Origin of the sequence: Holtiella tumoricola, from assembly GCF_027857615.1 — a bacterium.
Lineage (GTDB): Bacteria > Bacillota > Clostridia > Lachnospirales > Cellulosilyticaceae > Holtiella > Holtiella tumoricola.
In genome coordinates this window covers 33,074-59,251 of the sequence record NZ_JAQIFT010000061.1, presented here as the reverse complement: position 1 = coordinate 59,251, position 26,178 = coordinate 33,074, and the positions used below count along the sequence as shown (strand labels likewise).

The window sequence follows — 26,178 nt, the reverse complement described above, 5'->3', positions numbered from 1 at the left end:
TAAAAAGAGTCTTATGGCTAGAGTGCCATAAGACTCTTTTTTTACCTACATCTAGGCAATAACTTATTTTGCTTGTGCTCTAAATTCACCAGGTGTCATATTGGTAAATTGTTTGAAACGCCTTATAAAGCTAGAAGGCTGTGTATAACCAATAGAAGTAGCAATATCTGTAATGGTCATAGAGGTTGTGCAAAGGAGCTGCTTAGCCTTTTCAATACGAAGTGCATTAATATAGGAAGAAACATTAACGCTAGTCGTTGCTTTAAACTGATGGCTCAAGTTAGAAATAGACAGATTAAAATGATCAGCTAAGAAGGACACAGATAAATCATACTCACAATAATGTTGATTAATATAATCAATAATCACTTGGATTGATGAGGAGGCACAAGGTTCGGTGTGAAGTTGTATAATACCTATTACTTCTTTAGAGAGTGTAAGGATGTACTCTGTAAACAAAGCTTTAGAAAAAGGCGTATTCGTCTTGGAAAGATTGTCAAAGTTTGTTACAGAAGTAATATTTAATATTTTAGCTGCCTTCTTAAAAACATGTGAAATAGTATAGGCTAAAGGTAGGAGAAGTGGATTACACTCATCCAAACTATTAATATAATCTACAAGTATATTTACAAAAAGCTCTATTTTTTCAATGTTACGACTGGTGATGGCATCCTGTAAGCCGGAGAGTTCAGCTTCTGGATAGGAGAATTCTACAGGTTTTTGTAGATTCACTTCTTCATAAAACAATAGAGTCTTATGAAGTGTACAGTCTGTATGCTGTGAGAGCTTAGAGCACTCTAGAAGGGCATAAGGCATACCACTTAATTCTGTATATTGATGACTGATACATAACCTTAGAGGGACAGACAAGGTAGCCTTAAGTGCACCATCTAAATTAAGTAATGCTTCTTTTAATAAGGTATCCATACCTGTTTGATAAAAGGCAATCCAGATAGACATGTTAGATTCAGTATAATCTACCTGATAAAGGTCTACACCCTCCAGTGGAGCCAGCTTAGCTTGTCTTAATAGCTGTTTATCTTCATTGCTTAACGTATAAGAAGGGGCAGGGCAGAGTGTAATAATTTTATACGTTTCATACTTGAGTAAAATATCCTTGTGGGCAGGGTTCATATTAAAACTTGAGATAGTTTTATACGTACCACTAAGTAATTTTAAAAGACTCTTTTCATAGTTGAGACGCCTATTGTCTCTATCTAATAGATCAAGTCCTACAGCAACCTGGTCTAAAGCATCTAGGTTTTTTGGAAGATTAAAGTTAAAGTCATGGAGAGAGGCAAGTAAGCGCCTAATAGGCTCGTAGTATTTATTGGTTAAAACAAAGATAATGATAAAGCCCAGCAACAAGATCAAAAGATTGAGCAAGATAAACTTATTGGACAAGGTGCGTACTTTGGCTAATAAGAGCGCCTCGTTGACAATACTCATGTAAGTTAGATTACTAGTAGGAGAGGAGGTACTACTTATATAATAATGATCTTTGTATGTGGTTTGGATATTAGAAGGTTCCGTACCTGGCAAGTTATCTAGAGATAAGGAGAAATCAGGAGGTGCATTTTTATAGAGTTCATAAGTGTCAGAGAGTATGTAAGTATAAGATGCATTTTCAGTATCATAAATATTGTGAAGTGCATCTGAGAAAAATGAAAGATTGATTCTAAAGACAAAAAATGCAGATTGATTATGTACAGGTAAAATGTATTCGATACAAGGTGTAAGGGATGCAAGAATATTATCATCTGGTGCTTGGAATATAGGTTTAGAGATGCTATTTATCTTGTTTTCAAAGTTTGCATATCCATTCAAAAAATTAGGATTGATTTGAGTATAGGTATTAATATTGTAAGTACCATTACAAGAGTAGAGTGTATTGGGGACATTTTTATTGTAGTAATAAATATCTACAAATGTAGGGTCAAGGGCTTTGATGGCATTAAGTTCTGCAAGAATATCATAAAAAGAGCTGATGTTATGTCTAATATAAGCGTCAGAAAAGTAAGGCGTACGTGTCAAATTACTTGTGACCTTATGAATGAGGTCAATTTTATGATCAAAATAAACTTGGAACTTATTAAGGTTATTATTGTTTTGTTGAATGACTTCAGTTTTATAGGTATCTAAAAAATAGTTCTGATAGCAGATATTTAAAGCCATAATAGGGATAAAAATAATGAAAAAGTAGGAGCAGAGGTGCTTATTAAATTCTTTAAATAGATTAGTATTCAAAAATAGACAACTCCTTTGGTAAATAGAATATAAGGCATTTATAACATATATATACCTAAAATTCAAGTTTTGATAAAATTATTTTTGTGTAAAATGTTTAAATTCAAAAAAAGTTTATACTAAAAATATTGAATATTTACCAATAAACGAATGTGTGATTAGATGAAAATATGAAAACGAAAGGGGAAGAGATCATATGATAAGCAAAGCTCAGCGTAAGCAAACTTGGTTATTGATGAAAAGAAATTATATTTTATATCTTTTCTTGTTACCAGCTTTACTCTACATCATCATTTTTAATTATTGGCCCATGTATGGAATACAAATTGCTTTTAAAGATTATTTGCCCTATGAAGGGATAGCAGGTAGTCCATGGGTAGGCTTGAAGCATTTCACCAAATTTTTTGATTCCATTATGTTCTGGGATCTATTAAAGAATACACTTTCAATTAGTATTTATTCTTTAGTTGCATCATTCCCAATCCCTATCCTTTTAGCTTTTATGATTAATTACACCAAGAATGAAAAGCTAAAAAAGCTAACACAAACCATTACCTACGCACCACATTTTATTTCAACAGTTGTATTGGTAGGGATGCTCTCGATCTTCCTCTCTCCAAGGACTGGATTTATTAATACAATCTTGGAAGCACTAGGCGGAGAGCGTATATTCTTCTTAGGACAAAAAGAATGGTTTAGACATGTCTATGTATGGTCCGGCATATGGCAAGGTACAGGTTGGGCTTCTATTATTTATATTGCAGCGCTATCAGGCGTTAGCCCAGAGCTTCATGAAGCGGCCATTATAGATGGGGCCAGTAAGCTACAACGTATTAGACATATTGACTTCCCAGCCATTTTACCAACGATTACGATTTTACTTATTCTTAACATGGGGCAAGTCATGAATGTAGGCTTTGAGAAAGTCTTACTCATGCAAAATGATTTAAACTTAGAAGTATCAGAGATTATTTCTACTTATACATACAAGATGGGGCTAGTGAATGCCCAGTACAGTTATTCTACAGCTGTTGGCTTATTCAATAATATTATTAACTTTTGTATTCTTATAGGGGTCAATAGAGTAGCGAAAAAAGTATCAGGAACAAGCTTATGGTAGAGGAGGGGAACAATGAAGGCAGTAAGCACTAAAATAAAAGAAACAAAGCAAGATAGGCTTTTCACGTGGATTACAATCACACTTATTATAGCTATTATTATTATAGTAGCTTATCCACTATATTTTGTATTAGTTGCCTCAGTATCAAGTCCGGCGGCAGTCAATTCAGGAGACTTACTTCTTTATCCAAAGGGCTTTTCGCTTATAGGGTATGAGAATATCCTTCAGAATGCAAAGCTATGGAGTGGTTATGCCAATACCATATTTTATACAGTAATGGGGACATTGGTAGGGGTAAGCATTACCATTTTAGCAGGATATGCTTTTTCAAGGTCAGACCTTCCAGGACGCAATATTTTAATGGGGATATTTGTATTTACAATGTACTTTTCAGGAGGACTTGTACCTCTATACTTAGTAGTCAAGCAACTTCATTTAATTGATACAAGAGCTATTATTATTTTGCTAGGTAGTGTGTCGGTCTATAATGTTATTATTGCACGTTCTTTCTTTGCTTCAACGATACCTAAAGAGTTACAAGAAGCAGCTTTCGTAGATGGTTGTACCAACCAAAGATTTTTCTTTGAAATTGTTATACCTATTTCTAAACCCATTATAGCGGTTATTACACTTTATTGTGCTATCGCTTATTGGAATTCTTTCTTTAATGCAATGATTTACCTCAATGATATGGATAAATATCCTTTACAGCTTGTATTAAGAGAAATTTTACTCTCCTTCCAAATGATGATGCAGCAAGCAGCAAGTGGTGGCGGTGTAGATGCAGAGACCGTAAGTGAAATGAATACTTTAGTAGAAGTTGTAAAATATGGTGTTATTGTTGTTGCCACTATTCCAGTCCTCATTATCTATCCTTTTATACAAAAATATTTTGTTAAAGGCGTTATGATTGGAGCAGTTAAAGGGTGATTTAAATTTTGTACTTTATTAAAGAAAAGGGGAATAAAGATGAAAGTGAAGAAAATGTTATCTAAAGTTACAACACTGATTATGGTAGGGATCTTATTAGTAGGTTGTACAACGACAGGAGAAGGCGGACAAAAGGCAGGTGCCAAAGCCGGTGGAAAAGAAGTAACAGTAGAAACTAGTAAGGATGGTACGACAAGAGAGATGGAAGGTAATCTCTACTTAGAAGGGTTACCTATTGTAAAGGAAAAAGAAACGTTCACCATAGCAGTTATAGGACATCCACTTGCTAAAGATACCTATGAAAATAAGCCAGCCGTTATTAAAGCGCAAGAAGATACCAATATAGAAATTAAATGGATGGAAATTCCTTCTACAGGATGGCAAGAAAAAATCAACATTATGTTTGCATCAGGACAGCTACCAGATGCTATTGCAACAGGTATTAGTGCCTCTTCTATTGTAAAGAATCTTCCACAGCTTATACCAGTAGGGGATTATATTGATAGATATGCACCTCATGTATCAGAAGTCTATAATACCTACCCAGAGATTAAAACCATGTTAGAACAAGAAGATGGCAAGATATACTCCTTTATGACCAATGCACATAGTGCACGTAATGATACAACATCAGGTGTGCTCTTCTTGAATAAACAATGGCTAGACAACTTAGGACTAGAGGTACCGACTACAGTTGAAGAGTACTATGAAGTACTCAAGGCTTTTAAAGAAAAAGATCCTAACGGTAATGGACTCAATGATGAAATACCTTTATCTTTTTGTCAACAGTTCTATGCTTCACAATTTAGTATGCTTCTAGGCTCATTTGGTATTAAAGACGGAACAGACCATATTATGATTGAAGATGGGAAGGTAGAGTTTGCACCTGCAAAGCCAGAGTACTATGAAGCACTTAAATACTACAATCAGTTAGCAAAAGAGGAATTACTAGATTTAGAGGGCTTTAGTCAGACTCAGCAACAGTACTATTCAAAGGGGCAACAGATGGTAGTGGGCTCATTCCTAGAATACCTTCCTTATTTTGCTGTAGGGGAACAAAATGATAGTCAGTACATCGCATTACCACCATTGAAGTCATCAGTATCTGAACCACTTTGGGATGGACAAAAGGAGAAGTTTGCAGGATGGAATGGGGGCTTTGTCATTACCAAAGCATGTAAAAACCCAGAGGCTTTAATCAGATGGTTCGACTATGTGAATAGTGACTTTTCTACCAAGATGGAATGGTACTTTGGAGAACGTAATGTCCTTTGGGATATGAATGATGAGACAGGAGACTATTGGTACCTTAATAATTTACCTGAAGGTGTAAGTAAGGGTGAATATAGATATACAACATCTGCAGGTCCTCATGGTCCTATGTTTATTACTTTAGATGAACTAGACAAATTCCAATTAAAAGATGATCCAAAAGGAGAACAAAGATCAAGCTATATTGATATGTTAGAGCCATACTTCCCAGAAGAAAATATGTTAACCCTCTTTGAAAGCTTAGAGGTAACAGAAGAAAAGGCTAACTTACAAGTAGAAATTGATAATTATATTAAAAGCTTTGTAGCACAGGCTGTATTATCTGGTATAGATGATGCTAAGTGGCAAGAACATCTTGATAAGTTAGAAAAGTTAAATGTAGGTCGCTACTTAGAATTACAACAAGCAAGTTATGACAGAATTAATAAATAGGAGGAAGGGTATGACAAAACCTAATTTAGTCTATGTTTTTTGCGATCAGTTTAGAAGGCAAGCAATAGGTTATATGAAGCAGGACCCAGTGATTACACCCCATTTAGATCGATTCGCCGAGGAAAGTGTGGTATTTAATCAAGCAGTAAGTAACTATCCTGTATGTAGTCCATACCGAGGTATACTTATGACAGGGATGTACCCTCATAAGAACAATATTTTTACCAACTGTACTTCAGTAAGTGCAAAGCAAGGTTGCTATCTCCATGATGACCAAGTGTGTGTATCTGATATTTTAGCTCAAAATGGGTATGAGATGGGATACATAGGAAAGTGGCATTTAGATGCACCAAAAGCAGAGCAAAATGCATATACAGAAGGGGCTAGAGGAGATGGATACATATGGGATGCCTACACGCCTCCAGGTAAGGGAAGACACGGATTTAATTTCTGGTATTCTTACGGTTGCTACGATTGGCATATGAAGCCTCACTACTGGATTAACGACGCTAAAATAGAAGAAAGAAAAGATGTGCAAGAATGGTCAGTCAAGCATGAGACACAAGTAGCTATAGATTATATTAACAATCAGGATAAACCTTTTGCACTGTTTGTATCTTTTAATCCACCTCATACAGATTTTGATATGTTCCCACAAGAGTATTTGGACTATTATGAAGGCAAAGAAGCAGATGATCTACTCGTAAGGCCCAATGTAAAACTCAATGAAGAAGCCATAAAACATGTGAAGAACTACTTTGCTTCGATTACAGGTATAGATGAGAACTTTGGCAAGCTTATGCAAGCCATAGAGGATAAGGGGATTAAAGATAATACCATTGTAATCTTTACTTCTGACCATGGTGAAATGATGGGAAGTCAAGGACGTATGCATAAAAACATCTGGTATGAAGAAGCTGTAAGTGTACCCTTTTTAGTGAGGTATCCAAGCCAATTTAAGCATCAAGATGTAGAAGCACAATTATCCACCATTGATATTTTTCCTACACTTCTCGGTGCAGTAGGACTAGAAAGCCAAATCCCAAAAGCTTGTGTAGGTCATAACTTTGCACCTAATATGCGTATGCAAGATTATATTGATGGGCCAGAGTATTCCATCTATTTTGTAGAGGATAAAGAGAGTGAAGGGTATGGTAGAGGGATAAGAGATAACCGCTACACCTTTATCCTTTCATCAGCACAGGGTCAACAAGAATGTATTCTTTATGATAGACAAACAGACCCTTATCAAATGAAAAATGTTGCACAAGAGCAAAAAGGAGTGACAGCTCATTACTTAAAGGTATTAAAAGATGCACTAAAGGCCATAGATGATCCTTTTGAAATCCATATAGAAATGTAAAAAGAAGAGCAAGAACGTATACCATTCGTTCTTGCTCTTCTTTTAAGTTAAGGTGATAACACCGTTAGAATAGGGATATTGCGCGTTGGGTCATACGTGACTTGGAGCATGTTACATTCTAGATCACGTAGCCTGATATAGTAGTTTCCTTTATAAATAAAGGCAGCTGCATCTACAAGTACCTTATTTACCTCCAAGATAATAGAGTCTGGTGCAGGAGGTACTGGAGGTGATAGGGGAAGAGGAGGTTGTGCTGGTGTATGGATGTAGACCTCCTTGATGATAGAGGCAACATCTGCCTTCAGCTTAGTAAAGTGAGCAGGGTGATGAACGTAGAACTTAGGACAGACTTTGCCAGTGATGTCATAGTGTCTGAGAATATCTGTAGCTGGATCAAGAGTATAAGTCATACATAGCTTAGCGAGGAACTGGGTGAGAGCCTTATAGGTAGAGGTATCAAACTGACCTTCCCAGTCAGGGTGACAGACTTCTATCCCAAGGCTATAGGTGTTAGCGTTCTTGGCATGGTAGGCTTGCTCAGTGTCAGGGATACATTGGATAATCTCACCTCCGAGCCCTACTATGTAGTGGCTACTAGCATAGATCCCACGGGTACCTTGCTTTAGGTTTTCAAAGTAGTTCCGATTGGCAAGAGCAGAAGAAGCAGGATTTGCTACCCAGTGGATGACCAGTTTCTTGACTTGCCGAAGGGGTAGACTGGGGCGACTGTAAGGATTAGGGGTGAGTAGCTGAGACTGAATAGAAAGTTGTAGACTCAATAGATTTCATCTCCTTGTATGTATTTGTTTATTGATGTATTGATTTAGTGATTTATTAATAAGAAAGTATAGATAAAAGCACAAAAAGCCACCCTAAGACAGTCTTTTCCTCCCTGTGCAGTGCACAAAGACTAGACTTAAGGTGGCTTCTCGTATATGTGGCAAAGCTTGCAACTTCTTTTAGACTTCCTAAGGATGTAACTATTACAAATGGGGGATAACGGTAGCCGTTGGTGTAGTACTCTTGGACTTACCAGGTTACACGAGCGTCTAGATGGTGTGCCTGCAGTGAAAGGGATCCCTAATGGATGTATCATGCCAGGTGTCCAAGCTGACCTTGTGTACGCTGGGTTTACCTCATACGTGACCGTGGGCATAGGTTGGTTGCCATGTGTAAGAAATACATATAAAGGTGGAAGCTGTTATGAAGTTAGAAGGAGCCAGTGACCTGTGGTTGCCACCACCTACAGGGCTGGTGTCTAAGAAGAGGAGCAACATTAAGCCGAGGGAGGAGGAGGCTTAAGTGGCTCAGACTTCTTAGGAAGGTATCGTAGAGAGAAGGGGCCTAGGACTTGTCCCATCTGATACCCTATAAGGCTGTTTGCTTGGCCTTATAATAATACATACGCCGTAGCGCATCTGAATTCGTCGTTATTTTTATAAAAAAATTTGATTTAGTAAAAACTTATAAATTAGGAAGAGATGGATTGTGCAATCTTGCTAGGTGATTAGCTTCTAGTCTGGTACGTTCTTTGGCTTCTAGAAGTTCTAGGTCAAAGTGATGCAGGTCCATACGATGAAAAGGTGTGTTGCGAGGAGTAGCAGGTCTAAAAGGTGTAGGACATTTAAACGGGCGATACCCCCCACTTAGAATTTTGAAGAACTTCTGAGGGGCAAGGATCCACTCTAAGCAAGCTACCCAACGGCTAGAGCCAAGTCTACCACAAAGAAAATCAGAACACTCCACCTCTTTGAAGACCTGCTCTAAAGTCTCACGTATATCCTGCCCCTTTTGCTCAAGTAGGTGGTAAAGGGCTTCAAGCTTCTGTTTACATCTGGGGGTAAGATGTGTAGAGGCTCCTAGAGTAGGGCAATAAGTCTTAAAGAGGGTGAGTACCTCTATGTAGTCTATCTTATTCTTTTCTTGTTCTTGAGGAGTAAAAGATGGTGTAGCTAAATCTCTAGAATACCCAGATGCAGAAAGTGGATTTGTAAGAAGTGTAGTTACAAGCTTTGTATTACGCACGTAGTAAGTGAGCTTTTTCATCCGATCATAATAAGACAAGTAGAGCTTACCTTCAAAAGGATCTTTACTCTCAAGATAAGCCTTTTTAGACTTATACACCTTACCAATACGACTAAAAGCACTACGGAACTCCGCTTTGCTAAACCCCATTTCTTCTACCCAGCTACTTCCCTTTTTATAAGCTTTATGGGTACAAGGCTCTAGGAACTTGTAGAAGCCATCCTTCTTGCTTCTTGTAAACCAATACTCTAGTTGACACATAAGTAGACTGGCTGTAACGCTTCCTGTGATTTGGTTTAACTCTGGGCAATACTTGAGACATTTTTGCATTTTCATATCTATTCCTCCTAAATTCAGAAAGTGGATTTATAAGACCTTATACCTATACATACGCCACAGAGTGACAAAATTAGTCGGAAAAAGATATAAAAATTTTGGCAAAACAAAAATAAAATTGGCAAGTTTTAAAAATACAATTTTCGAAATAAATCATGAAATGGTAAGGTAGAGATAAGCTGGTATGCTCCTAGCTTCCCATGGGCCAACTAAATACAGAAAAGGAGAGCAATGGTTCTACGTAGTACCTAGCAATGTAAACGATGAATTTACAAGAGATGGTAAAAATATGTAAAACTGATAAAAATGCTCAATGGTTACTCTGGGAAGAACTTAAACAATCACGTTATTATTGCTATCGTACACTCGCAAAATTCACTAATGATTATGATGATCTTGAACAAGAAGCATACATCTTGTTTAGCAAAAGTCTAGAAAAGTACAGTGATGACAAACAGACCACTTTCAAAACCTATTATATTAAGAACTTAGTGAACTTGATTAAGACAGCCAATAGAACAGCCAGAAGAAGAGAAAGCCACGTAAACTTACTCCAACAAGACCAACTGTATTGCTTAGAAAATAAGATTACATCACTAGGAGACATGACTTCAGAAGAACACATTCTAGGGGAATTATATGTACAAAAGATTATAGATAAGCTTAGTCCATCCAATCAAAAATTATTGAAACAATTAATACAAGAAGATAAACGCATCATAGATATTAGTAGGGAGGAAGGGATCTCCTATACCAAGCTAGATAGTCAAAAAAGAAGACTAATCGAAAAAATTTTAAAAATAATCGACGAAAAATAGACAGATGCGGCGTATGTATATATATAAGCAACCGGTGCTTAAGAAAAATACCAAGGAGGAATGCACATGGCAATCACACCCGTATTAGATGAAATCAAACTCTCACTCAAATTTACAAAAGGTTCTCAGACACTCTCACATTGCAATCAAGCAGCAACTAATGACCAACTTCACACTTTAGGTAAGGCCGTTGCAAGCTTGAATGCAGAGAGTCTAGATACCATGATGAAGGTAGAAGAAACCAAGTTACTTCTACAAGGCTAATCTATAGATACATCATAGACCTACAGCATAGAGGACACCCTAGCAAACACCTTAGTTGTACATACCTACTCTAAGAAAAATAAGGGGGCTACAATCCTATGGAAATTAAAAAGAGAAATTTAGTACTCGTATTTGGTACACCAGTTAAGACAGAAGAGACCATTACCATCACAAACCCAGCAGAGACACTATCAGGTGCCGAGATCAAAAAGGCCATGACAGATATTATTGCAAGCAATGCATTAGGAGAGAACGTACAACCAGATCGCATCGTAGAAGCTAAATATGTGATTCAGCAAGTGGATACTGTAGAACTAGAAGAGGCGTAAAAGATGAATGACTTGTTAAGCCAGATTGGTAACTTTGGCTTTCCCATCATTCTCTCCATGTACCTACTTGTAAGAATTGAAGGTAAGATTGAGACACTCTCAACGACCATTACACATCTGAGTAACGTTTTAGAAAAGCAAGAAGATAAGTAAAAGAGATGTCATTAACCCAGCTGCACTTCCCATATGGAAGGGTGGCTGGGTTTTTGTTATGTGCAATGATTTATCTAGTTATGTAAATAAAACGACTATTTATGACAAAAATATAGAAATTCTCTACAATATGGATTAGAATAAAGAGGAGAAACAAAAAAATTTGACATATATACATATTGGGATATATTATAATATTAATATTAAAGCGAACAATAAACAATTATTATAGAGAAATGTAAGTAAATATCAAAAGGGGTGTCCTCATATCTACTGTAGAGACGAGGCCAATAAATATAAGGATATCTAAGCATATATGGGAAATATGATTAGATAGATATATAATAAATTAGGGGGATACACCACCATGAGGGAACAAGGGGAAATGATGCCGTTCAGCCAAATACATATAAAAGAAGAGAACTTGCCTAACTTGTAGAGGGAAAATACAAAGATAAAGAGGCAGGTTTATTGTTGTGTCCAAAAATAAATAGCATAAATTTTATAGTTGTTTAATATTACTCATCAGAGATGAGTGGTAGATAAAGAGTTATAAAATTTATAGAATACTATTTTACATAATAAGAGGGAGTAGGAAAGATGGCAGAAAAGATTTTTTTAGCATCACCACATATGAGTGATGAAGGGTATGAACAACACTATGTAAAAGAAGCATTTGATACCAATTGGATTGCACCATTAGGTACAAATGTGAATGAATTTGAAAAGGAATTAGCAACTAAAGTAGGTATTGGACATGCAGCAGCATTATCAGCAGGGACAGCTGCTTTACATATGGCACTCAAAGCAGTAGGTGTAGGAGAAGGCGATATTGTATTATGTCAGGATCTTACCTTCTCAGCAACAGCCAATCCAATTATCTATCAAAAAGCTATCCCGGTTTTTATTGATAGTGACTTTGAAACCTGGAATATGAGCCCAGCAGCATTAGAACAAGCCTTTGAAAAGTATGGTAATCAAGTTAAAGCGGTTATGGTTGTTCATTTATATGGGCTGGCAGCGAATTTAGATCCTATTATAGCACTCTGTGAGAAGTACAATGTACCACTTATTGAAGATGCAGCAGAAAGCTTAGGGACAACTTATAAAGGACAATACACAGGCACATTTGGAGCATATGGTATCTTCTCCTTTAATGGGAATAAGATCATCACCACATCAGGTGGCGGTATGCTTGTAAGTAATGATGAAGAACGTATTGCTAAAGTGAGATTCTGGTCTACACAAGCAAGAGACAATGCAAGACATTATCAACATAGTGAGCTAGGCTTCAACTACCGTATGAGTAATGTTATAGCAGGCGTTGGTCGTGGCCAGCTTAAAGTATTAGATGAACGTATAGCAAAGAAAAAATATATCTATGAGTACTATAAGAGAGAATTAGGTGGTCTTGAAGGTGTACATATGATGCCAATGAATGAATGGCAAGACAGCAACTGCTGGCTTACATGTATCACTTTAAGTGGTCAGGTGAAACCACTTGATATTATGCTTGCACTTGAAGAAGAAAACATTGAAAGTAGACCAATCTGGAAACCAATGCATATGCAACCATTCTTTGAAGCATATGACTTCATCGGTGAAGGGGTATCACAAGAGTTATTTGAAAATGGGGTGTGCTTGCCATCGGATACAAAGATGAGTGATGTAGATTTAGAGAGAATCGTTGGAATTATAAAGGGGTTATTCTAGTATGTATGCAAAGTATGTAAAAAGAGGAATTGATATAGTAGGGGCTTTTCTTTTACTATTTGCAGCATGGCCATTTATGCTAATAGCTGCTATCGCCATTAAGATAGCTGATCCAAAAGGCCCGGTATTATTTAAGCAAGAACGACCAGGTAAAGATGAGAAAATCTTTAAGATTTATAAGTTCCGTACCATGCAAGTAGCTACACATGATAAAGATGGTAATGTACTGTCAGATATGGAACGTATGACTAAGATTGGTAAAATTCTTAGAAGAACCAGCTTAGATGAGTTTCCACAGTTCTTTAATGTCCTTAAAGGCGATATGAGTTTCATTGGGCCAAGACCATTACTTGTACAATATCTTAAACATTATAATGAAGAGCAACGTAGAAGACACAATGTAAGACCAGGGATTAGTGGATGGGCACAGGTAAATGGACGTAATGCTATTAGCTGGGAAGAAAAGTTTAAGTTAGATGTATGGTATGCAGATAATATCAGCATGAAGACTGATCTTAAAGTATTGGTTAAGACAATTAAGAATGTACTTATGAGTAAGGATATCAACAGCTCAGAAGACAATACCATGACATACTTTGGAGAGTGATGAGATGAAGAAGTTACTCATATTAGGAGCGGGAGGTCAAGGTAAAGTCGTCCTTGATCTTGCACTTACCTGTGAAGAGTGGGATGAGATTAGTTTCTTGGATGGTGGCAAGATAGGTGAAGAAGTATTAAGTTATCCTGTCATTGGAGACTTTAGAGAGTATGAGGTACTGAGAGAAGAATACACTCATGCTATCGTAGCAGTAGGGAATAATGACTTAAGACTTAGACTTACGGAGGCACTTCTAGAAACAGGATATGAAGTGCCTATATTTATCCATCCAAGTGCTGTAGTGAGCCAGTTTAGTGGTATTGGATTAGGGACTATAGTGATGCCACAAGCTGTGGTTAATGTATCAGCTTGGGTAGGTAAGGCTTGTATCGTTAATACGGGAGTCATTATAGAGCATGATTGTCAAATTGGTAATGGTGTTCACTTATCTCCAAGTGCTACATTAGGTGGAACAGTAAGTGTAGGGGATAAGAGTTGGATATGCCTTGGTGCTAAAGTGATTAATAATATTACTATAGGTGAGAGCGTAACAGTTGGTGCTGGAGCTGTAGTGGTAAATGATATACAAGATGAAACGTTAGTGGTAGGAGTACCAGCAAGGTGGAAAAATAAATAATTGAGAAATGGAGAATAAAAATGAAAATATTATATGTTGCTAATATTCATAGACACTTTAATGCATTTCATGTACCGTATATAAAATGGTTAAGAGAAAATGGTCATGAAGTTCATGTGGCAGCTAATGGGGAAGAGGTTGTTGAGGGGGTTAATAGACAATTTGATATAAATATTCAAAGATCTCCATATAGATTTGAAAATATTAATGCTTATAAGCAATTAAAAGAAATAATAGAGAGAGAAAAATATGATATAGTTCATTGTCATACTCCTATGGGAGGGATATTGGGGCGACTAGCATCCAAAAACTCTAGAAAAAAAGAGACAAAAGTTATATACACTTGTCACGGGTTTCATTTCTGTAAAGGGGGTCCAATTAAAAATTGGATATTATATTATCCCGTTGAAAAATTCATGGCAAAATATACTGATATTATAATTACGATTAATAATGAGGATTATCAAGTTGTAAACAAATTTAATATCAAGAAAAAATATTATATACCAGGAATAGGATTAGATATTAGTAAATTTAAAGATAATGATCAAGAGTATGATTTTAGAAACAAAAGAGCAGAAATAGGTGTAAAAGGCAATGAAACTTTAATAATCTCTGTAGGGGACTTGACAAAAAGAAAGAATCATCAAATTGTTATTCAGGCGCTTGCTAATCTAAGAGAATTAAAATTCAAATATGTAATATGTGGGAAGGGTGTAGAAGAGGCGAATTTAAAATCTCTTGCTAAAAAGATGAATATAGAAGATAAAGTAGTTTTTCTAGGGCATCGAACAGATATAAAAGAGATTTTAAGAGTATCAGATATTTTTGTTTTCCCTTCTTTATGGGAAGGGTTAGGTATTGCAGGAATTGAAGCAATGGCGGCAGGAATACCAGTTATTGCATCTGATAGACACGGAATAAAAGATTATGCAATCCATGATAAAACAGCATTATTATGCGATCCTAGAAATAGTAAAGACTTCTATGAGTCTATAAATACAATCCTAACAGATAAATATTTAAGGAACAGGCTAGTTATGAATGCAAGCGAATTAATTAATAAATTTGATATAAGTAATGCAATGGGACAGATGATTAAAATATATGAAGAGGAAATTTGAAATAGTATTAGCTGCATGAACTAATAGTATCTTATTAAGTAGTAAGTGTAGCGCTTAAATTATTAAATATAAGGAAGAGGAAATCGATGATTAAAAGAGAAATTGTATCAGTAATTGTTCCAGTGTACAACGTAGAGTTATATCTTGAAAAATGCATACAGAGTATATTGAATCAGACATATAATGCATTAGAAATTATTATTGTTAATGATGGGGCTACTGATTTAAGTGAAGAGATATGTATGAAATATGCGCAACAAGACAGTAGAATAATACTAATTAATCAAAAGAATGCAGGATTATCAGCAGCGCGAAACAGTGGTATTCGTAATGCGAGTGGTAAATATATAATGTACATCGATTCAGATGATTGGATTGATAATGATTGCATTGAAAAATGTATAAAAGAAATCCAAAAAGATGAAAATTTAGATATTGTACTATTTCCTTATATTAAAGAATATAAGCAAAAAAAAGTAGTTGTAAAATTATTTGATTTAGATACATTGTACTTTAACCAAGAACAAACAAAAGAATTTTTATTAAAATCACTGTTTGGGCCAACTAACTCCATAAATCCTCTGAAAATTGATAATCTATCTACAGCTTGGGGAAAATTGTATAGAAGATCTATATTAAATGAAGTTGAATTTACAGATACTAAAAAAATTAGTGTAGAAGATAGCTACTACAATGTACAAGTATTTTATCATGCAAAATGTTGTAAATATATTTCAAATACATTTTATCATTATAGAAAAACAAATCCTATATCATTAACTAAAAACTATAACCTAGAAAAAGCATATTTACGTGAAAACATGTATGCAGTAAAAAGAGAGTTTGTTACGGACAAAGGATTAGGAGAAGAGTTTGAAAATGCATTAAATAATAGAGTTATTATCAACTTATTCGCAATTATTTATGGCTTAGTATGTTCAAATATAAGTTATAAAACAAAGGTTAAATACTGTAAGGAAGTATTAAATAGAGAGATTTATAAAAAAGCATTTAAACAATTCAGTTTAGATGAATTAGAATTTAAGTGGAAATGCTTTTATTGGCTTTGTAGGCAAAAGAAACACACAATAATTATATTTGTCTTAAATAGTCTGATCTTGATAAAAAGGAGAGGAGTATATAGTGAAAAATAAAAGAATAGCATTTATAATACCTTACTTTGGTAAATTTAATAATTATTTTGAGTTGTTCTTGAAATCTTGTGAATATAACAAAGAAATAGCAGATTGGATTATTTTTACAGATGATAAAATGCAATATAATTATCCTAGTAATGTTATTGTTCATCATATATCATTTGATGAAATGAGAAACAAAATTACAAAAAAAATTAATTTTGAAATATCATTAAATAAGCCGTATAAGCTTTGCGACTATAGAGTTGCTTATGGATATATATTCCAAGAATATCTAAAAGAATATTCTTATTGGGGGTATTGTGACACAGATATGATATTTGGAGATATACAAAAATTTATAAATAAACAAATATTAGATAATTGTTATGATAAGTTATTTATATATGGTCACTGTACAATTTATAAAAATGAATCATCTATAAATACAAAGTTTATGCTTCCGTATAAAGAAAAATTGAGATATCAAGAAGTGTTTAAAAATCCTAATAACTGTAGTTTTGATGAAGAATTTAAAAGTAGTATTAATAACATTTTTGATGAGTATGATTTGAAAGTTTTTAAAGAACAATATCAAGCTAATATATATACAAAATATAGTTATTTTAAATTAACTTATTGGGATTTTGAAAAAGCAAAATATACAAATAAAGATTATAAGGATAAACTATTCATATGGGATAAAGGTAAACTATTTATGTACTATAAAGATAAAAAAGGAAACCTTAAACATAAGGAATTTATGTATATACATTTACAAAGTAGAAAAATGCAAAATGATATAAAAGAAATAAAGGGTTTAAATAATTTTAAAATAGTTCCTAATAAATTTGAAGAATTAGAATACAATCAAATTAATAGTGAAAGATATTCTCATATAAGGAAAAAATATTTTAATTTACATTATATAAAGTTAAGAATACAAAACTTAAATGTAAAAATAAAGCGAAGGTTTATTGAAAAATGATAATTATATATATAGCACTTTTTACATTTTTTATTTTGAGTTGTTTATTAAGAAAGTCTAGAATATTAATGGTTTTACAGTTTACTTGGTGTTGGTTACTCTATGGTTTGAATATAGGGGGTGCAGACTATATAGGAAATGAAACTATTTATTTAGCTGGAAGTTATTTGTCATATGGAGATATTAGTATAACAAGTACTTGGTTTGCAGATTTGCTATATATTATTTTCAATAGATTAAACTTTTCATATACAGAATTTAATTTAGTTACTGGATTAATTGCTTTTGGATTAATATTTTTTGTAATCTGGAAAGTATCTAAGATACCTAATATAGCATATGCTATGTTGATGGTATATCCTATGAGTGAGTTTGTTATACAAAAGAGATTTTTTTTGGCAATAAGTGCCGTAATACTAGGCATTTATTTGTTTTCTATAATGAAAAATAAAGTTAAAAAAAATATAGCATTATTCATGTGTGTAATTATAGCAACAGGTCTTCATTTTTCTGCAGCATTTTATATTACGCTATTTTATATGAATATAGATGATAAAAGAGGATGGAAGTATAAGATGAAGATTGTACTAGTGCTAGGCTTACTAGGTATACTAGCAATATTTATTGGAATACAGGCAGGACTGATTTCACAAGTAAAATTAACTAATTATTTAGCAGGAGAAACAGCATATATATCATGGTATAAGATACCGTACTTCTTTTTATTGCAGATATACTTATACTATATTACATTTATTACATTCAAAAGAAAGAGGTTTACAACTGTATTTGAAAAGAATTTTAAGAGTTATAATGAACTACTAATTTGTCTAATACCGACTTATTTTATAAACACTATTTTTAGAAGATACTATATTCATCTAATGCCACTAAACTACTTGATTATGGCTGAGGAGTACATACTAAATTTTAGAGAAAAAAAATCTTTATTAGTTCATGTTGCTTTGTTTTTAAATTTATTTATAATAATTTACTTAGCATTTATAGAAACTAGGATTTTAGGAGATATAGGCTTCGATAAGTTGATTGTTGATTTATATAGAAATAATATATTGTTTAAATATTTTATAATTTAGAATATGCTAAATATATTGAGACATATTTAGCTGCTAAATTTATGGAGATGTGTAATGACTATAAAAGACGAAAAAATAAATTACAGTAATTCTGAGATATGTTCTATAATAATACCTTGTTATAATTCGCAAGAAACAATTGAGCGATGTATAAACTCTTGCTTGAATCAAACATATAAAAATATAGAAGTAATTGTAATAAATGATGGATCTACAGATTTATCGTTAGAAATCTGTAACAAAATAATGGATGAGAGGGTGAAAATTTTCACTCAATCTAATGGTGGAGTATCAGTTGCTAGAAATAAGGGAATACATGAATCACAAGGTGATTACTTGATGTTTTTAGATAGTGATGATGCTTTAGAGGTGAATTGTGTAGAGAAAATGATGGGTTATAAACACTATGAGCTAGTAATTATGGGCTATCAATGTTGTAATGATAAAAATATATTAATTGCACCTAGAGCAAAAGAAATACATAGTAAAGCTGAAGGGCTTAATGAACTACTTAGTAAAGAATACTTTCAATATGTATGTGTACCTGTAGCTAAGTTATATAGAACAAAAGTAGTAAAACAAAATAAAATAACATTTGCAATTGGATTAGATTTTGGAGAAGATACTTGCTTCAATATGGAATATATAAGTCATATTAATAACTGCTTGATAAGTAATGAAATTGTATATATTAATCATACTAGAGTAGGTGGATTGTCAAGAAGGTATATTGAAAAATGTTGGCAGACATTAGACTATATTTCACAGAAATATGAACAACTATTTTTTAGTTATAAAGATGGATTTGATTATCAAGGTAATTTAGAACAAATTATAGTTAGAAATCTAAAGGTGAGTATAGATAATGTTGTGAGTTATTCTAATTGGAGTAATTTTAAAGAAGTAGTTAATGATATAAGAAATTCTAATAAAATTAAATCAGTAGAGGTAAGTAAACTTAATTTCAAAGAAAAAATCTTAATCGTACTAGTAAATAAAGATTTTAAAAATCTAATATATATATTATTTAAGATTCAACAGAAAATTTAACTTGAGTTAATAAAAATAAGAGGGGATTGAAATGAAAAAAGCAGCGATTATAACACTCAATGGATACAATAACTATGGCAATAGATTACAAAATTATGCCTTACAAGAAGTAATTAATCGATTAGGGTACACTACTGATACCATTATCAATGGCACTCATGTAATTAAAAATCATGAAAAAACTAAACTTGGTTATAAAATTAAAGAGTTTATTAAAAAGCCAGTATCAAAAAAAATCTATTTAGTAAACCACATGCTTTATCTTTTGGTAAATAAAAGAGAAATTACAGAGATGAATAGTATAAGAGTTAGTATATTTAAAGATTTTACGAATAAGTACATTAGTGAAACTAGTTATAGTATTGATGATAACAATTTACCAGAAAATCAAATAAATAGTTATGATTTTTTTGTTACAGGAAGTGATCAAGTATGGAATCCTTTTGATGCAGCAGCAGGAAATGTAACCTTTTTAGATTTTGCACCTATAGAGAAGAGGATAGCCTATGCACCGAGTTTTGGGGTGAGTACAATACCAGAGGTTTATATCGATCACTACAAAACATGGTTATCTAAGATGAATAAAATATCTGTTAGAGAGGAACAAGGTGCTCGAATAATTAGAGATTTAACTGGTAGGGAGGTACAAGTGGTTTTAGATCCGACAATGTTACTTACAAAAGATGACTGGTTAGCGATAGCTCAGAAGGCTCCCAATAAGCCTAAGGAAGATTATATCTTAACGTATTTCTTGGGAGAGGTATCTAAGGATTTAAAGAGAATGATAGATGAGATTAGTAAGGAAAAGCACTTAAAGATTGTAAATTTAGCAAATCTAAGAGATAAAGAGCACTATGCAACGGGGCCTAGTGAGTTTATAGATTATATTAATTCAGCAAAGTTATTTATGACAGATTCGTTCCATGGATGTGTATTTTCACTTTTATTAGAGACTCCATTAGTGATTTGTGAGAGAAATGGACAGAAACAAGTAGAATCAATGAATTCAAGGATAGATACTTTTGTCAATAAGTTCAATCTTGAGGATAGAAAATTAGATAAGATTGTAAAGGAAAAAATATTTGATAATAATTATAAAGAGGCTAAGTTATTATTAGAAGTAGAGAGAAAAAAATCTTTAGAATATCTTAGTGAAGCAGTAGGAAGTATTCTTAAATAGAAAGCCAAGGATAAATGAAACTTAATCAGTTGAAAGCGGGAGCAATTTTATCTTATATAGGCTTACTTGTAAGTAATATTGTAGTTATACTCTACACATCAATTATGTTAAGACTTATAGAGTCATCAAAGATTACTTTTAATTTCCAGCTACTAATCATTGAATGAAAAAAATAGGTGAGATAAAAATAAGACGTTAACTATATTTAATATATTAGGAGGTGAAATAGGTTGTGGAAAAAATTAATCAGTTAAAGGCTGGAGCAATCCTATCATATATATCAATGGGTTTAGGTTATATTATTTCTATAGTGTATACCCCTATAATGTTAAGACTACTTGGTCAAAGTGAGTATGGATTGTATAATTTAGTAGCATCAATTGTTGCATATCTAGGGGTGTTAAACTTTGGATTTGGTAGTGCATATATGCGTTATTACTCTCGTTATAAAATAAAGTCAGATAAAGAAAAAATTGCTACTTTGAATGGTATGTTTTTAATTATTTTCACAATAATAGGAGTTGTAGCTGTAGTTGCCGGTATCATACTGGCGATGAATATTGAAATAATATTTGGTGCTCAGCTGACAGTATCAGAGTTAGTAAAGGCGAAAGTTTTAATGATGATAATGGTAGTAAATTTGGCAATATCATTTCCTACTATTGTATTTACATCCCATATCACGGCAAATGAGAAATTTATATTTCAAAAAATAGTTAATATGATTAGTGTAGTTATTAATCCATTTATTGTTTTGCCGGTTTTATTTTTAGGATATGGATCAATAGGATTAGTAGTTGCTAGTACGATTTTAAATATTGTAATAGGAATTATTAATGTATGTTATTGTATTAAAAAGTTACAAATGAGATTTTCAATCAGAAATATGGATTTTACATTAATGAAAGAAATGACGGTATTCTCATCATTTATTTTTATATATATGATTATTGATCAAATCAACTGGAATATTGATAAATTTATATTAGGAAGATTTAAAGGAACAGAGGAAGTAGCTATATATTCAGTTGGAGCACAATTTAATAGTTATTTAATTAGTATAGCAGCTGTAGTTTCTGGTGTTTTTATCCCCAGAGTAAACAAGATAGTTAGTGAAGAATTAAAAAGTAAAAAATTGACAGATTTATTTATTAGAATTGGAAAAATACAATTTGTACTAGTCGCTTTAGTCGTTATGGGATTTACTATTTTTGGTGAATCATTTATCAATATTTGGGCAGGAGAAACTTATAGTAAATCTTATGCAGTGGCCATGATACTTATGATACCTATGGGTTTAGTTTTAATACAAAATATTGGTATAGAGATAAGAAAAGCACAGGACTTACATCAAACACCTGCAAAGTTTATGTTGTGTATAGCTATAATTAATATCATTATTACTATACCGATGGCTAAAGAATATGGGGCTATTGGTAGCGCTATAGGCACATCGATAGCAGTAGTAATAAATCAAATATTTATTAATTTTTATTATTTTTTAGTGTGCGGATTAGATATAAAGTTATTTTTAAAGCAAATTCTAATTTTTTCTAAAGGATTAATTATACCTATTATAGTAGGATGTTTAATGATATCAAATAAAGGTAAATTTAATGACATAACATTTTTATCAATGGTAATACCTTATATCATAATATACTTTATATCTCTATACTATTTTAGTTTTGAGAAATATGAAAAGGATTTATTTATAGGTCAGCCATACAATAAAATAAGTAACATAGTAAATAGATATGTAAAAAAATAATTATATCTACTACATAGGGAGAATAAGATGAGAATATATAATTTAAATAAAAGTGTGAACAATAACGTTATCAAACTTTCAGCATATATTGAAAGTAAGTACATAGAAGAGAAAGAACTTTGGTTTTCTACAGAATTAAGGTATGAAAATAATATTTGTACGGATCAATATGACGCGTTCTTAGTAGGACTTTTATATCCAGCTATGAAATATGGTGAGGATATTTATATAGAAGGTAAAGTTTCAAAAAAATTGCTACATAATATAAATCATTATGTTATTCCACTCATTAAGTCTTTTTCTTCGAGTTGCAAGCAAATAAAGGTTACTGCTAATGAATTAACAAATCACAATTACAGAGGAGATGGAGTAGGTACTGGGTTTTCAGGAGGAGTAGACTCATTTTGCACAATTTATGATCACTATGAGTTGGAGAATGATCCTGATTATAAAATTAATAGTTTTCTTTTCCTGAATGTAGGTGCACATGGTCGTGATAATCAGATAAAGGTAAAAGAAAAATTTAGATTACGCTATGAATACTTAAAAAATTTCCCAGAAGAGTTAGGGCTAGATTTTATTCCAATAGATTCAAATTTATTTGTATTTCATCCATGGGGACACCAATTGACATGTACATTAACATTAGTATCAGGAATACTTTTTATGCAAAAATATTATAACAAATATTATTGTGCCTCTCTAGGTTGGTCTTATTTAGAAATCTTAGAATACTATGCAAGTGATCTAGACAAAGATATTGCCATGTTTGATCCAATACTTCTTCCATTATTAAGCACAGAATCATTAGAATTGGTGGCGGATGGAACACAATACAACAGAGCTCAAAAAACTATACATATATTAAATTATGAGCCTGTACATAGATATTTAAATGTATGTGTTAGTGGGGATGATACTCATGAAAACTGTTCGGTTTGTAGTAAATGTTCAAGGACATTGATGGCTCTGAATTCTGTTAATAGATTGAATGAATTTAAAGATTTATTTGATATTAAAAAATATAAGAATGAAATTGAAAAAAAATATATTTATAAACAAGTGTATTTACAAAAGAAAGATGCATTTGCAAAATCAAATGTAGAGCTGGCAAAATCTAATAATATTAAATTACCAAGTCGATTTAGATGCTTTTTAATGTTAATACCGAGTATAGTAATAAATAGAATTAAAATTGCTTTAAGTAAAATATTACCTTCCAACATTAAAAATATAATTAAAAAACTATTAAAGTAAGGAAGCTAAGTATAGGGAGGTAAGTCGTGATAGAGATTAAACATAAAAAAGATTGTTGTGGGTGCCATGCATGTGAAAACATCTGTCCAAAGCATTGTATAGAAATGAAGGTAGATCAAGAAGGCTTTTGGTATCCAGAGGTAGATCAAACAAAGTGTATTAATTGTAACTTGTGTGAAAAAGTGTGCCCAGAACTTAAACAGTATGCTAATCCCAATGCATTAGAGCCACAGGCATTAGGTGCTTGGAATCTAGATGCAGAAATTAGAAAACAAAGTTCATCAGGTGGTGTATTTACCGCTCTAGCAGAATGGATAATTGATCAAAATGGTGTTATCTTTGGAGCAGGATTTGATGAAGGGTTTAGAGTTACACATAGAAAGATTATAATTAAAAAAGCTTTAGCAGAGTTAAGAAGTTCCAAATATGTACAGAGTAATATAGGAGATACATATGCACAAGCTAAGGAATGTCTAGGACAAGGTAAAAAAGTGTTATTCACCGGTACACCTTGCCAAATTGCAGGATTATATACGTATCTTCAGAAGAAATATGAAAATCTCTATACATGTGATGTAGCATGCCATGGAGTACCATCTCCAAAGGTATTTGAAAAGTATAAAGACTATTTAGAAGATAAGCATAGTGGTAAAATTACAAAAATGACTTTTAGAGATAAAGTAAAAGGTTGGAAATCTTATTGGGTTACAATAAAATTTGAAAATGACAAGTTAAATACTACACAATATGGACAAAATCCATATATGATAGGATTCTTAAAAGATATTTATTTAAGACCATCATGTTATGAATGCACCTTTTCAACTATACCAAGAGTTGCTGATATTACGCTAGCAGACTTTTGGGGAGTAGGTGCTAAGTACCCAGAATTAGATGATGATAAAGGAACTTCATTGTTATTAATAAATACACAAAAAGGGAAAGAACTCTTACTCAGTTGCAAAGAGCAAATCTTTATACAAGAATGTAATTTAAAATACGCAATAAAACATAATCCTTGTATTGCTGGAGCAGTAAAGCCACACCCAGAAAGAGAACAATTCTTCAAGGACCTAGACAACATATCATTTGATAAATTAATTAAGAAATACTTGAATCCACCTAATGTACTGAAAAGAGTAAAAGGAAAAGTGTGGGGGATATTAAGTAGAATAAAGAGAAGAATATTTAGGTAAGCAGGGGGAGTTTAACAAATGAAAGAACCAATATTAGTGATCATGGCTGCAGGGATGGGAAGTCGTTATGGTGGATTAAAGCAGATTGATCCGATTACAGAGCAGGGAGAGATTATCATTGATTTTTCTATCTTTGATGCCATTCGTGCAGGATTTAAGAGGGCTGTACTTATTATCAAAGGAGAGCATGAGCAAGATTTTCGTGATGTGATAGGGAATCGTATTGCTGATTTTATAGAGGTCCAATATGCGCATCAAGAGCTTACAACTTTACCACAAGGTTATACAGTACCAGAGGGACGTACAAAGCCTTGGGGAACAACCCATGCTATTTGGTGTTGTAAGGATAGAGTAGATGCACCTTTTGTAGTGTTAAATGCAGATGATTATTATGGGGCAGAGGCTTTTATACATATGTACCGTCATTTATGTGAGGTACAAGAAAATGGAATAGATGAATATGCCATGGTGGGGTATATTCTTGATAATACGTTGACAGATCATGGGCATGTAACCCGTGGTGTATGTAAGATGGAAGGGGAATACCTTTCAGAGATTGTAGAGCGTAAGCAGATTGAGCGTCAAGAAGGTGTGGTGCGCTATATGGATAAAGGAACTTGGGTGGATGTAGATCCAGATAGTCTCGTATCTATGAATATGTGGGCATTAACACCAGCCGTTTTTGCACAGTTAGAGGAGGATATTGTGGATTTCTTAGCCCATGAAGTACCACGAGATGTGGAAAAGTCAGAGTGTTTGATCCCGACAACCATTGGTGAGTTGATTGAGAGACAAAAGGCTAAAGTTAAAGTTTATGCGTCTCATGATACCTGGCAAGGTGTAACTTATAAAGAGGACAAGCCACAGGTGATGGCAGCTTTAGCTAAGTTAAAAGAAGAGGGTAAGTATCCAGAAAGACTTTGGAAATAATAACAGATACAATGAAAGACTCCTATAAGTAATATGCATTACTTATAGGAGTCTTTATGTTTTTCTTAGTCTTTTAGATACAAATAGATATAAATCTTTAAAGATAAATAGTAAGATGGTGGTCTACTAAGTTTAAAAAGGTTTACTTGCATAGTGAGATAAAAGGAAATATTATATAATTGTGTTTAAAAATAGTGTTTGGTGTAATTAAC

At 33.0% G+C, this 26,178-nt stretch carries 25 protein-coding genes; 22 read left to right on the top strand and 3 right to left on the bottom strand.

Going from position 1 to position 26,178, the window contains the following annotated elements; translation table 11 throughout:
• Window positions 1-63: 63 nt before the first annotated feature.
• Window positions 64-2,247: a helix-turn-helix domain-containing protein gene (locus tag PBV87_RS17055; RefSeq protein WP_271013075.1), complete on the bottom strand. Its 2,184-nt coding sequence runs from the start codon at window positions 2,245-2,247 to the stop codon at window positions 64-66.
• Window positions 2,248-2,443: 196 nt separating this feature from the next.
• On the opposite strand from PBV87_RS17055, the gene PBV87_RS17050 reads away from it, so the two are divergent.
• The 4 genes from PBV87_RS17050 to PBV87_RS17035 are packed head-to-tail and all read left to right on the top strand — an operon-like array spanning window position 2,444 to window position 7,364.
• Complete coding sequence (locus PBV87_RS17050; protein ID WP_271013074.1) at window positions 2,444-3,367, top strand: ABC transporter permease; 924 nt, start codon at window positions 2,444-2,446, stop codon at window positions 3,365-3,367.
• 12 nt (window positions 3,368-3,379) lie between these two features.
• On the top strand, window positions 3,380-4,297 hold the full coding sequence (locus PBV87_RS17045; protein WP_271013073.1) for a carbohydrate ABC transporter permease: 918 nt from the start codon (window positions 3,380-3,382) through the stop codon (window positions 4,295-4,297).
• Window positions 4,298-4,336: 39 nt separating this feature from the next.
• Entirely contained in the window at window positions 4,337-6,001 is a 1,665-nt protein-coding gene (locus PBV87_RS17040; RefSeq protein WP_271013072.1) for an extracellular solute-binding protein, read from the top strand.
• Window positions 6,002-6,011: 10 nt separating this feature from the next.
• Window positions 6,012-7,364, top strand: a complete 1,353-nt coding sequence (locus tag PBV87_RS17035) for a sulfatase family protein (RefSeq protein ID WP_271013071.1) — start codon at window positions 6,012-6,014, stop codon at window positions 7,362-7,364.
• 47 nt (window positions 7,365-7,411) lie between these two features.
• On the opposite strand, the gene PBV87_RS17030 is transcribed toward PBV87_RS17035, so the two are convergent.
• Window positions 7,412-8,143 (bottom strand): peptidoglycan recognition protein family protein, encoded by a 732-nt coding sequence (locus PBV87_RS17030; RefSeq protein WP_271013070.1) that lies wholly within the window; start codon window positions 8,141-8,143, stop codon window positions 7,412-7,414.
• Between the two features lie 210 nt (window positions 8,144-8,353).
• Here PBV87_RS17030 and PBV87_RS17025 point away from each other — a divergent pair, with 210 nt between their 5' ends.
• Entirely contained in the window at window positions 8,354-8,590 is a 237-nt protein-coding gene (locus PBV87_RS17025; RefSeq protein WP_271013069.1) for a hypothetical protein, read from the top strand.
• 238 nt (window positions 8,591-8,828) lie between these two features.
• Here PBV87_RS17025 and PBV87_RS17020 read toward each other — a convergent pair whose 3' ends face one another.
• Entirely contained in the window at window positions 8,829-9,725 is an 897-nt protein-coding gene (locus tag PBV87_RS17020) for a chalcone isomerase family protein (protein ID WP_271013068.1), read from the bottom strand.
• Window positions 9,726-9,988: 263 nt separating this feature from the next.
• Here PBV87_RS17020 and PBV87_RS17015 point away from each other — a divergent pair, with 263 nt between their 5' ends.
• The 17 genes from PBV87_RS17015 to PBV87_RS16935 all read left to right on the top strand — a co-directional run bounded on the left by PBV87_RS17015 (window position 9,989) and on the right by PBV87_RS16935 (window position 25,966).
• Window positions 9,989-10,543, top strand: a complete 555-nt coding sequence (locus PBV87_RS17015) for a sigma factor (RefSeq protein WP_271013067.1) — start codon at window positions 9,989-9,991, stop codon at window positions 10,541-10,543.
• Between the two features lie 66 nt (window positions 10,544-10,609).
• A complete protein-coding gene (locus tag PBV87_RS17010) occupies window positions 10,610-10,807 on the top strand; it encodes a DUF1659 domain-containing protein (protein ID WP_271013066.1) in 198 nt (65 codons plus the stop codon).
• A 98-nt stretch (window positions 10,808-10,905) separates the two neighbouring features.
• Entirely contained in the window at window positions 10,906-11,136 is a 231-nt protein-coding gene (locus PBV87_RS17005; RefSeq protein ID WP_053983009.1) for a DUF2922 domain-containing protein, read from the top strand.
• Window positions 11,137-11,139: 3 nt separating this feature from the next.
• Complete coding sequence (locus tag PBV87_RS17000; RefSeq protein WP_271013065.1) at window positions 11,140-11,289, top strand: YvrJ family protein; 150 nt, start codon at window positions 11,140-11,142, stop codon at window positions 11,287-11,289.
• A gap of 600 nt (window positions 11,290-11,889) precedes the next feature.
• A complete protein-coding gene (locus tag PBV87_RS16995; RefSeq protein WP_271013064.1) occupies window positions 11,890-13,002 on the top strand; it encodes a DegT/DnrJ/EryC1/StrS family aminotransferase in 1,113 nt (370 codons plus the stop codon).
• Between the two features lies 1 nt (window position 13,003).
• Window positions 13,004-13,609 (top strand): sugar transferase, encoded by a 606-nt coding sequence (locus PBV87_RS16990; protein ID WP_271013063.1) that lies wholly within the window; start codon window positions 13,004-13,006, stop codon window positions 13,607-13,609.
• Between the two features lie 4 nt (window positions 13,610-13,613).
• Window positions 13,614-14,237 (top strand): acetyltransferase, encoded by a 624-nt coding sequence (locus tag PBV87_RS16985; RefSeq protein ID WP_271013062.1) that lies wholly within the window; start codon window positions 13,614-13,616, stop codon window positions 14,235-14,237.
• 20 nt (window positions 14,238-14,257) lie between these two features.
• The gene (locus PBV87_RS16980) at window positions 14,258-15,361 is read left to right on the top strand and encodes a glycosyltransferase family 4 protein (protein ID WP_271013061.1); all 1,104 of its coding nucleotides are present in this window, start codon (window positions 14,258-14,260) and stop codon (window positions 15,359-15,361) included.
• 86 nt (window positions 15,362-15,447) lie between these two features.
• A complete protein-coding gene (locus tag PBV87_RS16975) occupies window positions 15,448-16,515 on the top strand; it encodes a glycosyltransferase family 2 protein (RefSeq protein WP_271013060.1) in 1,068 nt (355 codons plus the stop codon).
• Window positions 16,505-17,485: a DUF6625 family protein gene (locus tag PBV87_RS16970; protein WP_271013059.1), complete on the top strand. Its 981-nt coding sequence runs from the start codon at window positions 16,505-16,507 to the stop codon at window positions 17,483-17,485. The genes PBV87_RS16975 and PBV87_RS16970 overlap by 11 nt, the downstream gene beginning before the upstream one ends.
• Window positions 17,486-17,553: 68 nt before the next feature.
• Window positions 17,554-18,582, top strand: coding sequence for an EpsG family protein (locus PBV87_RS16965; RefSeq protein ID WP_271013058.1), 1,029 nt, complete (start codon window positions 17,554-17,556; stop codon window positions 18,580-18,582).
• Between the two features lie 54 nt (window positions 18,583-18,636).
• On the top strand, window positions 18,637-19,632 hold the full coding sequence (locus PBV87_RS16960) for a glycosyltransferase family 2 protein (RefSeq protein WP_271013057.1): 996 nt from the start codon (window positions 18,637-18,639) through the stop codon (window positions 19,630-19,632).
• 31 nt (window positions 19,633-19,663) lie between these two features.
• Complete coding sequence (locus tag PBV87_RS16955; RefSeq protein WP_271013056.1) at window positions 19,664-20,812, top strand: polysaccharide pyruvyl transferase family protein; 1,149 nt, start codon at window positions 19,664-19,666, stop codon at window positions 20,810-20,812.
• Window positions 20,813-21,044: 232 nt separating this feature from the next.
• Window positions 21,045-22,583, top strand: a complete 1,539-nt coding sequence (locus tag PBV87_RS22945) for a lipopolysaccharide biosynthesis protein (RefSeq protein ID WP_271013055.1) — start codon at window positions 21,045-21,047, stop codon at window positions 22,581-22,583.
• Window positions 22,584-22,610: 27 nt separating this feature from the next.
• Window positions 22,611-23,840 carry a hypothetical protein gene (locus PBV87_RS16945; protein ID WP_271013054.1) on the top strand — a complete coding sequence of 410 codons (1,230 nt, stop codon included), beginning with the start codon at window positions 22,611-22,613 and terminating at the stop codon, window positions 23,838-23,840.
• 26 nt (window positions 23,841-23,866) lie between these two features.
• Window positions 23,867-25,036, top strand: coding sequence for a Coenzyme F420 hydrogenase/dehydrogenase, beta subunit C-terminal domain (locus PBV87_RS16940; protein WP_271013053.1), 1,170 nt, complete (start codon window positions 23,867-23,869; stop codon window positions 25,034-25,036).
• A gap of 18 nt (window positions 25,037-25,054) precedes the next feature.
• Entirely contained in the window at window positions 25,055-25,966 is a 912-nt protein-coding gene (locus PBV87_RS16935) for a nucleotidyltransferase family protein (protein ID WP_271013052.1), read from the top strand.
• Window positions 25,967-26,178: the final 212 nt, after the last annotated feature.